The sequence below is a fragment of the Amycolatopsis magusensis genome, assembly GCF_017875555.1.
Taxonomy (GTDB): domain Bacteria; phylum Actinomycetota; class Actinomycetes; order Mycobacteriales; family Pseudonocardiaceae; genus Amycolatopsis; species Amycolatopsis magusensis.
Genome location: NZ_JAGGMS010000001.1, coordinates 9,188,682 through 9,200,499, shown reverse-complemented (window position 1 = coordinate 9,200,499; position 11,818 = coordinate 9,188,682). Strand labels below are relative to the sequence as shown.

Sequence of the window (11,818 nt, the reverse complement as noted above, 5' to 3'; positions counted from 1 at the left end):
CTGGAAACCTGACTCCGCCAGCGCAACCACCGCACATGACCCTGCCAACGCAACCACCGCAGATGGGGGTCCAGGGGGCTCCGCCCCCTGGCGGGGGCCCGGGGGTCCGACCCCCGGAGAAATGACGAAACCCCAGCGCGGGAAAAGGACGGAGTCCTTGACCACGCTGGGGCCACTGGGGTGAGTGACGGGGCTTGAACCCGCGACCTCCTGGACCACAACCAGGTGCTCTACCAGCTGAGCTACACCCACCGTGCGAGGCGCTGCAGACGATCACCTCGACTGGAACCATCCTAGCGTGCCCCTCCAGCGGGTTATCCGCGGGGCTGCTTGAGCACCTCGGCGGCGGCCGCGCGGGCTTGTTCCGTGGTGGGCCCGGGTTGTGGCACGAACGCGACGCGGCGGTAGTAGTCGAGTTCGCCGATGGATTCCTTGATGTCGGCGAGCGCGCGGTGCGCGAGGCCCTTCTCGGGCTTGGCGTAGTAGATCCGCGGGTACCAGCGCCGGACGAGTTCCTTGACCGAGGACACGTCGACCATCCGGTAGTGCAGGTGGGCGTCGAGCGCGGGCATGTCGCGGACGATGAAGCCGCGGTCGGTGGCGATGGAGTTCCCGGCGAGCGGCGCGGTGCCGGGTTCCGGCACGTGCGCCCGGACGTAGTCGAGCACCTGCTGCTCGGCTTCCTCGAGGGTGACCGCGGATCGGCGCACCTCCTCGGTGAGCCCGGACCGGGCGTGCATCTCGCGGACCACGTCGGGCATGTTGGCGAGTGCTTCCTCGTCGGCGTGGATGACGAGGTCGAGGCCTTCTCCGAGGACGTTCAGCTCCGCGTCGGTGACGAGGGCCGCGATCTCGATCAAGGCGTCCTTGGCCAGGTCGAGGCCCGTCATCTCGCAGTCGATCCAGACAAGACGATCGTTCACCCGGGCACCCTAACTCTTCCGGGGCACTTTCGCGGGCGCGACCTGCGGCTCCGCGTGCCGCGAGGTGGTTGCCGGTGATCAAGGCGCCGCGAAAGCCTGACACAGGCTGTCAGGTATGCCTGCCAGGCTGCCCGCAGCGCACAACACAAGGGAGCAACAGCCATGCCGAAGATCACCGCCGCCTTCACCGTGGACACCTGGGAGCCGTCGTCGCTCGACGAGGCCGAGGGCGCCGAACTGGGTCAGGTGCGCCTGAGCAAGACGTTCACCGGTGCCGTGGCGGGTACCAGTTCGGTCACCATGCTCAGTGCCATCAGCGGAGCCGCGCAGGCGTACGTGGCGTTCGAGCGGTTCGACGTGTCGATCGACGGCCGCGAGGGCGGGTTCGTGTTGCAGCACGCCGCGTTCGACGACAGCTTCGAGTTGAAGATCCTGCCCGGTTCCGGGGTCGGCGAGCTGGCGGGCATCACCGGCTCGGCGATGGTCGCCAAGCACGAGGACGGCAGCCACACGCTGGACCTCGACTACGAGCTCGCCGATTGACAAGAAAACTTGTCGGTGAGACCGTGGGCGGATGAACGAGATCGCGGTGATCGACGACGCCGAGGCCGCCGGCGCGTCGCTGGACCCGATGCGCGCCCGGCTGCTCGCCGAGCTGGCCGAGCCCGGCTCGGCCACCACCCTGGCCAAGAAGCTCGGCCTGGCCCGGCAGAAGATCAACTACCACCTGCGTTCGCTGGAGCAGCACGGGCTGATCTCGCTGGTGGAGGAGCGCCGCAAGGGCAACGTCACCGAGCGGGTGCTGCGCGCCACGGCGTCCTCCTACGTCATCTCGCCGAGCGTGCTGGGCGCGGTCGAGCCCGATCCGAGCCGGTCACCGGACAGGCTGTCCGCGCGGTGGCTGCTGGCGGTGGCCTCGCGCCTGGTCCGCGACGTCGGTGAGCTGCTCACCGGCGCCCAGCGGGCGGGCAAGAAGCTGGCCACCTTCACCATCGACGGGGACGTCCGCTTCGCCTCCGCCGCGGACCGGGCCGCCTTCGCCGAAGAACTCGCCGAAGCGGTCACCTCGCTGGTCGCCAAGTACCACGACGACTCCGCCGAAGGTGGCCGCACGCACCACCTCGTCGTCGCCGTCCACCCGGAGCTGAAGAAGCCACTGGCGTGAGAAAGCGGGTGGACCGCCCCCGCCGCGATCCACCCGCTTCTCCCCACCCCTGGGTCAGCCCTTTTCGATGCCCTCGACGATCTTGACCGCGTCGTTGATCGGGATGGCGAACCCGATCCCCACGCTCCCGCCCGAAGACGGCGAGTAGATCGACGAGTTGATCCCGATCACCTCGCCGTTCGCGTTGACCAGCGGGCCACCCGAGTTGCCCTGGTTGATCGAGGCGTCCGTCTGGATCGCGGTGTAGCTCGGCCCCTGCTGCGCACTGGTCCGCCCGATCGGTGACTGCTGCTGTTCCTGTTGTCCCACATCGGAAAGCTCACGCCCGACCGCGCTCACGATGCCCGAGGTCACCGTGTTCTGCAGACCGGCGGGCGACCCGATGGCCACCACTTCGGACCCCACCTGCACCTGGCTCGAGTCACCGAGCTTGGCCGCGGTCAGCCCGCTCGCGTTCTTCGCCTGCAGCACCGCGATATCGGCCTTGCTGTCCGAGCCCAGCACGGTCGCCTGGTACTTCCTGCCGTCGGACAGGGTGATCGTGACGTCCCCACTGGCGCCTTCGACCACGTGCGCGTTGGTCAGGATCCGGCCGTCGGACGAGAGGACGACCCCGGAGCCGATCGCCTCGCCCTCGCGGGTGATCACGTTGACCTGCACCACGCTCGGCAGCACCTGCTGCGCGACGGAGCTGACGTCCGCCCCGGAGTTCGAGACGGTCTGGCCGGTGGCGGTGCCGACCGCGCTGGTGGTGGTGCTCGCCGGGGCGTCGTCGGTCAGGCCGACGAGCGTGGCCCCGCCGACGCCACCGACCAGTGCGGCGGCGACGGCGGCCGCGCTCACCAGCACGGCGAGGCGCTTCGGCTTGCGCGAGGGCGCCGGGGGCGCCGGGTAGAACGGCGTCGCGGCGGGCTGCTCGTGCTGCTGCGGGGTGAACAACGGGTTCTGCCGGTTCTCGTCCATGCACCCAGGTTCGCGCCCGAGCTTGTGAGCAACCTGTGGATTGTCCTGGGTCTTTTCTGAGAAGAATCAGCTGAGAGGATGCTGTGGTTAGGCGAAGAACGCGGGTACGTCCAGCGCGCCGCCCGCCGCCGCGAACTCCTCCGCCACCGCTTCCCGCAACTTCGCGTCGGCCAGGTAGTCGGCCGCGGTCAGCGCCAGCCCGAGTGCTCCGTCGACCACCGCGCGATCCCCGGCCGGTGAACCGGCGGCCGCGGCGAACTCTTTGGTGTGCAAGGCGACCGTCGGCTCGGAGACGGCGAGCATCGGGTGGATCGCCGGCATCCGGTAGCTCAGGTTGCCCAGGTCCGTCGAGCCGGTGAGGAACTCCGGCACGATGCCGGTCGGCAACGGCTTGCGGCCACACCCTTCCTGGTTGACCGCCCACCGCCCGGCCAGCGCGCTGTTGAACCGGATCGGCAGGTACGGCGGCTGCTCGTCCCAGGTCAGCTCCACCCCGCAACCGGTCAGCTCGGCCGCGCCCCTGGCGATCGCGGTCATCCGCTCCGCCAGGTCGCGCAGCGTTTCCGGGCGGCCGGAACGCAGGTAGAACAGCAGCGCCGCGCGGTCGGGCACCACGTTCGGCCGGGCACCGCCGTCGGTGAACACGCCGTGCACGCGATCGGTGCCGGGCAGGTGCTGGCGCAGCGCGGCCACGCCCTGGTAGGCGGCCACGGCCGCGTCGAGCGCGTTGCGGCCCATGAACGGCTGTGCCGAGGCGTGCGCGGCGACCCCGTGGAAGACCATCTCCAGCTGCCGCCTGCCGAGGAACGGGTGCATCGCGATGTCGTGGCTGAACGGGTGGAGCATGAGGACCGCGTCCACGTCGTCGAAGACCCCGGCCCTGGCCATGGTTTCCTTGCCGCCACCGCCTTCCTCGGCCGGGGTGCCGAACAGCGAGACCCGGCCGCCGAGGCGTTCGGCGACCGCTGCCGCGCCGAGGAAGCCACCGGCCGCGGTGGCACAGATGATGTTGTGCCCGCACCCGTGGCCGATGCCCGGGAGCGCGTCGTACTCGGCGAGCAGCGCGATGTGCGGGCCACCGGTGCCGACGGTCGCGCTGAGCGCGGTGTCCAGCCCGCCCACGCCGACGGTGGCCTGGTGACCGTGGTTCTGCAGGAGTTCCGCGAGCGCCCGCACCGACCGCGTCTCCGCGAAGCCTTCCTCCGGGTGCGCGTGCAGGTCCTGGCTCAACGCCACGAGGTCCTGCGCGCGGTCGTCGATCAGGCCGCTGACCTCGGTGCGTATCTCCTCGGGCGCACCCTGGTGCGGTGAGCCGAGCGGTTCGGCGGCGGTGACCGCGTCCGCGGTGTCGGCGACGATCGCGCGGAGGTAGGCCTCGTCGGGCTGGCTGGGGCTGGCGTGGTGGGGAGCCGTCATTCCCGCATGCTAATCCGCGTGGCGCCGACGATCTGGGTGACGCCGGAGTAGCGCTCGCTGATCTCGGTGAACCCGCGTCGGCGCAGCTTGGCGCCGATCTCGCCGCGGTCGAACATGCGCTGACCGCTGGCGAGGCCGGTCAACTCGTCCAGGCCGCGCAAAGGCTGCCAGGTGTGCCGCGCGCTGGTGAGCAGGGCCAGCCGTCCGCCCGGCTTCAGCACCGAGGCGAAGGAGTCCAGCGCGGCGTCCGGATCGGCGAACATGTGCAGTGCGGCGAAACAACACACGGCATCCACAGTGGACGGCCGCAGCGGCAGGTGCACGGCGTCCGCCCGTAGGTAGGCGACCGATTCGGGACCACCCGCCCGGACGGCGCGCGCCAGCATCGTGCGCGAGCCGTCCAGGCCGACGGCGAGCCCGGTCCGACCGGCCGCCTCACCGAACGCCCTGGTGAAGCGGCCGGTCCCGCATGCCACGTCGAGCACCACCTGCCCGGGCCGCAGCCGCAGCAGGTCGGTGGCGAGGTCGATCTCACCCGCCATGCTCGGGCCGGTCAGGCCCTTCGCGATCCGGCCCAGCCCCGGCCGCCAGTACCGCTCGTAGACCGCGGACACCAGGCCCATGCTCATCAGCCGCTGCGCCGGCCCGGTCGGCGGCCCGGCCTGTTCGCGGTCGCCGAGCAGGTCCAGGTAGTCGCCGGTGGTCCGGGCAGGCGGTGCTTCGAGCAGTTCGAGCACGCGGGACTGGCTGGTCGGCATGGCGGTCTCCCGGTGAGTTGGGATACCGACAGTATGTCAACGACCGTCGCCGCGCAAAGCCTTCGGCAGCGGGGGCCAGTGCAGGCCGCGGTCGGCGGCGAGGTACCGCGCCAGCGCGGCCCAGTCGGCCGGCGGCACGGTCGCGGCCGGGCGTTCGGGATCGATGCCGTTCGCCTTGAGCAGGCGGTGGGGCTTGCGCCCGAGGAAGGCGACGGCCGTCCGCGCCGGTGCGCGCGGGGTCCGGTAGGCCGCCTGCAGGAGTGTCCACAGTGCTCGGTCGGCGAGCTTGTCCGGCTTGCCGCGCCGCCGGACGGTGAGGTGGGCCGAGTCCACCTTCGGGGCCGGGCTGAAGTGCCTGGCCGGGATGCGCCGCACCAGCCGCAGCTCGAACCTCGCGGCCCACCAGGCGATTTCGAGGTCGCGCGGGGTGGCGGCGCTGAGTCGTTTCGCGAAGCCCCATTCGACGATCAGCGCGGCCCGGTCCAGCGCCGAGGCGGTCGGGCTGAGCAGTCGCCGCATCAACGCGGTGGACACCGCGTACGGGATGCTCGCCACGACGGCGAACCTCCTGCGGGGTAAGGAGAAGGTGCGTGCGTCGGCCGGGATGACCCGAACGTTGCCGAAGTCGGCGAGGCGGTCGCGCAGCCGGTCGACGAACACGGGATCCCGCTCCACGGCAAGGATCTCGGCACCGGTCCGGGCCAACGGCGCGGTGATCGCCCCGAGGCCCGCGCCGAAGTCGACCACCAGATCCGACGGTGTGATGTCAGCCGAGCGGACCAGTTCGTCGGCGATCCGGGGCGCGGCGAGGAAGTGGACGCCGGAGGGGTTGGGGACGGGGTGTTTCCGGGCAGGACGGCAGAACCCGTTGGCGGGCATGGTCACTCCACGTCAAGACGAAGGAAGGCGTGCGAAGGCACGCGAGGACGTCGAGACGCGGCGACCGGAAGTGGGGTCGCGCGGACGATCAGGCGCGGGTGATCAGCGCCTGGTGCTCAGTGAAGAGAGACGGCCGCCGCGTCAGGCGTGCCGCGGCCGGGGCCGGGCGATCGCTGCGCAGCAGATGTACAAAGCTCCCATGGCCCCGAAGCTAACAGCCCGCGCAACCGGTTTTCCGCGCGGAACTGTCGGGGGTGCGCGCTAGCGTCGGCATCGGCGAGGGAAGGGAGGTACCGATGTCGCCGATCACCCGCTGGCGCCCTGGTGCGACCGCGAAGATCACCCCACGCGGCCCGTTCGACCTACGAGCCTCGATGCGGTTCCTGGAAGACTTCGTGCCCGCCGGTCGGCCGGATGCGGCAGGGGAGCCGGGCACGCTGCGCCTGGCCTTCCCGGTAGACGGCTGCTGGCGGCCCGCCGGCGTGGTCGCCCGCCAGCACGCCGACGGAGTCGTCGAACTGGAAGCCGACGGCGACTCGGCCGCCGAAGCCTGCCGCCAAGCCGAACGCATCCTCTCCCTCGATTTCGACACCTTCGCGTTCCTCGAGTCGATCCGCCGCGACAAGATCGCCGCCCGCCTGGCCGCCGCCGCTCCCGGTTTGCGCCCGGTGCTGTTCCACTCGCCCTACGAGGCCGCCTGCTGGGCGATCATCGGCCAGCGCATCCGCACGGTGCAGGCGGCGGGCATCAAGCGGCGGATCGCCGAGCGCCACGGCCACCGCCACACGGTCGACGGCCACTCGATCAGCTCGTTCCCCGCCCCAGAGGCCCTGCGGCTGCTGGAGCGCCCACTGGGCCTGCCGGAAACGAAGGTGAAGCAACTGCGCATCCTCACCGGTGCCGCCGAACAGGGCCAACTGGACGCCGCCCGCCTACGGGCCCTCCCCGCCGACGAAGCCCTCACCCGCCTGCGAAAACTGCCCGGTATCGGTCCCTTCTCGGCCGAACTGATCCTCATCCGAGGCGTCGGCCACCCGGACGTCTTCCCCCGCCACGAACGCCGCCTGCACCAGGAAATGGCGCACGCCTACGCCGTCGATGCCGCCGACGTCCCCACCCTCACCCACCTCGCCGACGCCTGGCGCCCGTACCGCAGCTGGGTCGCCTTCCTGTTTCGCGCCTCCGCCGCCCGCCGCACCTCGCGAGCCGCCTCTGCCTGACCCCCGCCGCTCCACCGCCAGACCCCGGAGCCGCCCGCAAGCGACCGGTCTCCTCCGCACGCCCTCCGGCCGCCCGCCCCCACCGCCTGCCGCACCTCCGGTCGTCCGCCTGCCGTCTGCCGCGCTTCCGCATGCCGTGCCTGGGCCGCCTGCCTCCGGCCGCACTTTCGGCCGCCTTCCGCTCGCCGTGCCTTCGGCCGTCCGCCGGATCTCCCGCCACCCGTCCGCCGCGCCTCCGGCCGCCTTCCGCGCGCCGCGCCTCAGCTCGCCCCACCTCAGCTCGCCCGCCGTACCTCCCGCCGCGCCCCGGAACGGCAGCTGCCTAACCCTCTTCCGCCCCGCCGCCCGCATCGGCTGACCGTCCACCCCGAGCCGCCCTCGCCCGGCCCCGCACCACCACGAACCCGCGCGTGCCTGCCCTGTGCGATCAGCCCCCCGCCTACCCCGGCCTCCGCCGATGCCCACCCGTCTCCAGCCAGGCCGCCGCTTCCCCCGCCGCGTTGCCCGCTACACCGAGCCAACCGGGAGTCGCCCAGCGTCCCGGCTTCCGGCCCCGTCACACCGATCCAACTCCCCGTGTGCTGAGGTGTGCGCGTGAACGTGGCCGATACCGACGGGCTCTGGGGACTCTTCGACGCCCAGCCGGACCCGCCTGGCCTGGTGGCGTTGATCACCGGCGCGGCCGCGCTGCTCCTGGTGGTCTCGGGCACCCCGTGGCGCCTCGCCCGCAATCTGGTGACGATCGTCCACGAGGCCGGGCACGCCTTCGCGGCGGTGCTGGTCGGCCGGCGTCTCCAGGGCATCCGGCTGCACTCGGACACCTCCGGCGTCACCGTCTCCCGCGGCAAGCCCACCGGTCCGGGCATGGTCCTGACCGCCCTCGCCGGTTACCCCGCGCCCGCGCTCCTCGGCCTCGCCTTCGCCGCCCTCATCGCCGCCGATCGAATTTCGATCCTGCTCGGCCTCGCCGCGCTCCTGCTCCTGGGCGTGCTGGTGATGATTCGCAACGTGTACGGCGCCTTCTCGGTGGTCGCCGCGGCGGTCGGCCTCGGCGCCGTCGCGCTGCTGGCCCCGCCCGGCGTGCAGGCCGTCTGCGTCTACGCGATCACCTGGTTCCTCCTGCTCGGCGGCGTCCGCCCGGTCTTCGAGCTGCAGTCCAAGCGCCGCCGCGGCGCGGCCCGCGACTCCGATGTCGATCAGCTGGCCCGCCTCACCGGCGTGCCGGTGGCGTTGTGGCTGCTCGTGCTCGGTGTGCTCGCCTTCGGCAGCCTGTTCCTCGGCGGGAGCTGGCTGCTCGAACCCGTGCTCAGCTGAGTTCACGCGTGCGGCAAACTGGACACCTCTATTCGGATGTCCGGAGGGATTTGTCGTGAGCGACGAGGTGGCCAAGGCAGTCGAAGAGTGCGCGCGTGCGGCGAAGCGGGCCGCGCCGTCGCTGGCCGCCGCGCCGGACGAAGCGATCGACGCCGCCCTCATCGGCATGGCTGAGCGCCTGCTGTCGAACCGCGACGCCGTGCTCGAGGCCAACACCGCCGACGTGACCAAGGCTCGCGAAGACGGCATGAGCGCCGGTCTGCTCGACCGCCTGACGATCACCGAAGAGCGGCTCACCGGCATGGCCGAGCAGCTGCGCCTGCTGGCCGCCGCGCCGCACCCCGAGCGCGTCCTCCCGCTGTCCACTTTGGAGGGTGGGCTCCGGTTGGTGGAGCGCAGGCGCCCGGTCGGCGTCATCGGCGCGAACTACGAAGCTCGCCCGAACGTGACCGTGGACGTGGCGTCCCAGCTGGTGAAGTCGCGCAACGCCGGCGTTCTGCGCACCGGGTCCGCCGCGCTCGGTTCCGCTCAGCGGTTGCTCGAGTCGGTGATCGCGCCCGCGCTGGCCGACGCCGGTATCGACCGCGACGCTGTGCAGCTCGTGCCGCGCGCCGAGCGCCACGCGGCGGCCGCGCTGGTCGCTCAGCCCGACCTGATCCCGCTCGTCATCCTGCGGGGGAGTGGCGACAGCACCCGCGCGCTCGCCACCGAAGCCGCCCAGCACGGTGTGCGCACTCTCGCCCACGCCGACGGCGGCGGCGTGCTCTTCGTCGACGCGGACGCCGACCTGGAGAAGGTGCGCGAACTCGTCACGGGCAGCCTGGACCGGCTCGGCGTGTGCAACCGGCTGAACCTGCTGCTCATCGACACGAACATCCACGACAAGGCGTGGCCCGTGGTCAGCGAAGCGCTGGCCGGGCGCGGGGTCACCGCGTCGCTGCCGCCGCACGAGCACGCCATCGGCTACGAATGGGCGCTGGACTCCGACCGCGAGGCCACCGTCACCGTGTCGACCGTGGCCGGGGTCGAGGAGGCCACCCGGATCGCCAACGAGCAGACCTCCGGGCTCGCCGCTGGCATCGCCACCGAGAACGCCGGCACCGCCGAAGCCTTCTTCGACGGCTACACCGGCACGGGCGTCTTCTGGAACGCCCCGACCCGCCTGCTCGACGGCTTCAAGCTGCGCGGGGTCCCGGAAACCGGGATCAACCTGGACAAGGTGCCCGGCCCGCGCGGCCCGGTCACCTACACCGATCTCTACGTCCGCCAGTACGCCGTGCTCCCGGACGGCCGCTGATTCAACATTCAATTAATTGATGCCTGATGCGTTCGATGGCCACTGTGACATCGAACGCATCAGTGTGTCACCGAGCCTTCTCCAGGTAATTCTCCACTGCCTGGCGCACGATATGCGCCATACTCACGCCGCGTTTCCTGGCTATCTTTTCGGTTGCCTCGTAGGTGTCGCTGGAGACCCTGGTCCGCAGGTCCTTCCCCAGCGCGGTGAGGCCCTGGGGCTGCGGTTCCCTACTGACGACCCGGGTCCCGACCCGGTTCGCCACGCCCTTGTCCGGCACCATGACTCCAATCCGATTCCATTCGACGGCCCCTGCACGGCCACAATAGTGGCGCCGGGTTATCCGTGGACCGAATTCAGCCGTGCGGGGCCAAGAAACGTCCGAATGGCGGGACCGGGGACTAGTGAGTTCATCATCGCGTGTGAATGAAATTCACGCATCCACACCCGAATCGACCCGGTCGGGCGGTAGACCGGGTCAGGAAGCGGCCGCGTCGACCTCGTCGACCGCGTCGAGCAGTTCCTCGACCGCCGGGTCGTCCACGGCCTCCTTGATGCACTGCCACAACTCCAGGTTCGCCAGCGCCCAGCGCGAGTACTCGGCGGCGGCCTCGGCGTTGTAGAAGTAGTAACCCTCGTCGTGCACGTCCCGCTGCTCACCGACGATCTTGTTCGCCAGTTCGCGCAGGCTGAGCCCGTTCTCGCGGAGGTACTTGTGCGCCAGCACGACCGGCGTCACGGGCAGCGCCTTGAACAGCGTGTCCGCGTCGCTGAGCGCCTGCGCTTCGAGTGAGATGTCCGGTCCGCGGTTGGCCATCTCGGCCTCGTCGATCAGCACGTCGATCCGCTGGGCGGCACCCAGCGGGACGCCGGCGTCGGCGAGCATCTGCATCCGCAGCCCACTGCCCTCTGCGGCGGGTGAGTTGCGGCGGACCAGGTAGTTGACGTCGTGCACCAGCGCGGCGGTCTCGACGAGGCTCACGTCGGCGCCGTTGAGCCGGGCGAACCCGACGGCTTTCGACCGGACGAAGCTGACGTGGTGCCAGCCGTGGAACGGCAGCCGCTCGGCGTGACGCAGGCAGAGCCGGCGGACGGCCTGCTCGACGGCGTGGATCGCCGCCGCGGGCACGGTGTTGAAGGATGCGTGGACAACGGTTTGGTGGACGCGCATTATCGATCCCCTCCGAACCGGCTGGGATTTGCAGCCGGGTGGAGTGATGGTAATCGCTAACGCGCGGGCCTTGACTTCAGATTCGTTCCAGAAGCTCCCCCAAACGGGTCTCCACCGGCACGTGCCGATGACTCGTTCGGGTTAATGGATCAAAGGAAACGCTCCATTCGTTCACTGGTCGTGATTTAACCAAGAAGGTCATCGTGTTGTCAGCGGCTTTCGGGATGCGGTGGAACTCGTCCGCCAGCAGCACCCCGGTGGTGCCCGCCGGGTAGTCGTCACCGTGGATCAACTCGGCCGAAGTGATCAGTCCGCTGGCCGCGTCCACCGTCGCGGAATAGCGCTCGTGCAGGTAGCTCCCGCGCAGAATGGTGGTCCAGAAGTGGTACCGGTGGTTGTGCACCGAATCGGCGTAGCCGTGCCGCCAATCGCGTTGCGGTTTGTATTCGTGCAGCCAGAACGAGAACGGTTCGTCGCGCTCGTCCCGCAGGCACCAGGCGAAGTGCGTGGTCGTTTCCCTGGACCGCCGGATCATCGCGCTCGCGGGCTCCGGCGGCAGCGACTGGATGTGCGCACGCAGTTCGGCCCGCAGGCCGGGCCGCGCGGCCCAGCGCTGGAACGGCTCCGCGAGCGCCCGCCAGTCGTCGGAGCCGGCCCGGCGAGCAGCCACGTCGATGGCCAGCTCGGCGAGTGGGCATGTGCGGGTCAACAC

At 70.8% G+C, this 11,818-nt stretch carries 13 protein-coding genes and 1 tRNA gene; 5 read left to right on the top strand and 9 right to left on the bottom strand.

What is annotated here, in order from left to right; all coding sequences use genetic code 11:
• Positions 1 to 176 precede the first annotated feature (176 nt).
• A tRNA-His gene (locus tag JOM49_RS41535) sits at positions 177 to 252 on the bottom strand.
• A gap of 62 nt (positions 253 to 314) precedes the next feature.
• On the bottom strand, positions 315 to 923 hold the full coding sequence (gene orn / locus JOM49_RS41530) for an oligoribonuclease (protein ID WP_209670230.1): 609 nt from the start codon (positions 921 to 923) through the stop codon (positions 315 to 317).
• 162 nt (positions 924 to 1,085) lie between these two features.
• On the opposite strand from orn, the gene JOM49_RS41525 reads away from it, so the two are divergent.
• Both JOM49_RS41525 and JOM49_RS41520 read left to right on the top strand, forming a co-directional pair.
• Positions 1,086 to 1,466 (top strand): DUF3224 domain-containing protein, encoded by a 381-nt coding sequence (locus JOM49_RS41525; protein ID WP_209670228.1) that lies wholly within the window; start codon positions 1,086 to 1,088, stop codon positions 1,464 to 1,466.
• Between the two features lie 31 nt (positions 1,467 to 1,497).
• Positions 1,498 to 2,088: an ArsR/SmtB family transcription factor gene (locus JOM49_RS41520; RefSeq protein ID WP_209670226.1), complete on the top strand. Its 591-nt coding sequence runs from the start codon at positions 1,498 to 1,500 to the stop codon at positions 2,086 to 2,088.
• A gap of 54 nt (positions 2,089 to 2,142) precedes the next feature.
• On the opposite strand, the gene JOM49_RS41515 is transcribed toward JOM49_RS41520, so the two are convergent.
• The 4 genes from JOM49_RS41515 to JOM49_RS41500 form a co-directional block, all read right to left on the bottom strand.
• Complete coding sequence (locus JOM49_RS41515) at positions 2,143 to 3,051, bottom strand: S1C family serine protease (RefSeq protein WP_209670225.1); 909 nt, start codon at positions 3,049 to 3,051, stop codon at positions 2,143 to 2,145.
• An 87-nt stretch (positions 3,052 to 3,138) separates the two neighbouring features.
• Positions 3,139 to 4,467, bottom strand: coding sequence for a M20 family metallopeptidase (locus tag JOM49_RS41510; protein WP_209670223.1), 1,329 nt, complete (start codon positions 4,465 to 4,467; stop codon positions 3,139 to 3,141).
• Positions 4,464 to 5,225: a class I SAM-dependent methyltransferase gene (locus JOM49_RS41505; RefSeq protein ID WP_209670222.1), complete on the bottom strand. Its 762-nt coding sequence runs from the start codon at positions 5,223 to 5,225 to the stop codon at positions 4,464 to 4,466. The genes JOM49_RS41510 and JOM49_RS41505 overlap by 4 nt, the downstream gene beginning before the upstream one ends.
• Before the next feature lie 36 nt (positions 5,226 to 5,261).
• On the bottom strand, positions 5,262 to 6,104 hold the full coding sequence (locus tag JOM49_RS41500; protein WP_209670220.1) for a ribosomal RNA small subunit methyltransferase A: 843 nt from the start codon (positions 6,102 to 6,104) through the stop codon (positions 5,262 to 5,264).
• A 296-nt stretch (positions 6,105 to 6,400) separates the two neighbouring features.
• Between JOM49_RS41500 and JOM49_RS41495 the strand changes: the two genes are divergently transcribed.
• The 3 genes from JOM49_RS41495 (at position 6,401) to JOM49_RS41485 (ending at position 9,935) form a co-directional block, all read left to right on the top strand.
• Complete coding sequence (locus JOM49_RS41495; protein WP_209670218.1) at positions 6,401 to 7,324, top strand: DNA-3-methyladenine glycosylase family protein; 924 nt, start codon at positions 6,401 to 6,403, stop codon at positions 7,322 to 7,324.
• A 594-nt stretch (positions 7,325 to 7,918) separates the two neighbouring features.
• Positions 7,919 to 8,638, top strand: a complete 720-nt coding sequence (locus JOM49_RS41490; protein ID WP_209670217.1) for a M50 family metallopeptidase — start codon at positions 7,919 to 7,921, stop codon at positions 8,636 to 8,638.
• Positions 8,639 to 8,693: 55 nt separating this feature from the next.
• Positions 8,694 to 9,935, top strand: coding sequence for an aldehyde dehydrogenase family protein (locus tag JOM49_RS41485; protein ID WP_209670215.1), 1,242 nt, complete (start codon positions 8,694 to 8,696; stop codon positions 9,933 to 9,935).
• Between the two features lie 67 nt (positions 9,936 to 10,002).
• Here JOM49_RS41485 and JOM49_RS41480 read toward each other — a convergent pair whose 3' ends face one another.
• The 3 genes from JOM49_RS41480 to JOM49_RS41470 form a co-directional block, all read right to left on the bottom strand.
• The gene (locus JOM49_RS41480; protein WP_209670213.1) at positions 10,003 to 10,218 is read right to left on the bottom strand and encodes a ribbon-helix-helix domain-containing protein; all 216 of its coding nucleotides are present in this window, start codon (positions 10,216 to 10,218) and stop codon (positions 10,003 to 10,005) included.
• A gap of 195 nt (positions 10,219 to 10,413) precedes the next feature.
• Positions 10,414 to 11,106 (bottom strand): HD family phosphohydrolase, encoded by a 693-nt coding sequence (locus JOM49_RS41475; RefSeq protein ID WP_209670211.1) that lies wholly within the window; start codon positions 11,104 to 11,106, stop codon positions 10,414 to 10,416.
• Between the two features lie 76 nt (positions 11,107 to 11,182).
• Entirely contained in the window at positions 11,183 to 11,818 is a 636-nt protein-coding gene (locus JOM49_RS41470; RefSeq protein WP_209672258.1) for a hypothetical protein, read from the bottom strand.

Coding starts and splice junctions, on each gene's coding strand:
- JOM49_RS41525 (WP_209670228.1), top strand. CDS start 1,086: ATGCCGAAGATCACCGCCGCCTTCACCGTGGACACCTGGGAGCCGTCG.
- JOM49_RS41520 (WP_209670226.1), top strand. CDS start 1,498: ATGAACGAGATCGCGGTGATCGACGACGCCGAGGCCGCCGGCGCGTCG.
- JOM49_RS41515 (WP_209670225.1), bottom strand. CDS start 3,051: ATGGACGAGAACCGGCAGAACCCGTTGTTCACCCCGCAGCAGCACGAG.
- JOM49_RS41510 (WP_209670223.1), bottom strand. CDS start 4,467: ATGACGGCTCCCCACCACGCCAGCCCCAGCCAGCCCGACGAGGCCTAC.
- JOM49_RS41505 (WP_209670222.1), bottom strand. CDS start 5,225: ATGCCGACCAGCCAGTCCCGCGTGCTCGAACTGCTCGAAGCACCGCCT.
- JOM49_RS41500 (WP_209670220.1), bottom strand. CDS start 6,104: ATGCCCGCCAACGGGTTCTGCCGTCCTGCCCGGAAACACCCCGTCCCC.
- JOM49_RS41495 (WP_209670218.1), top strand. CDS start 6,401: ATGTCGCCGATCACCCGCTGGCGCCCTGGTGCGACCGCGAAGATCACC.
- JOM49_RS41480 (WP_209670213.1), bottom strand. CDS start 10,218: ATGGTGCCGGACAAGGGCGTGGCGAACCGGGTCGGGACCCGGGTCGTC.
- JOM49_RS41475 (WP_209670211.1), bottom strand. CDS start 11,106: ATGCGCGTCCACCAAACCGTTGTCCACGCATCCTTCAACACCGTGCCC.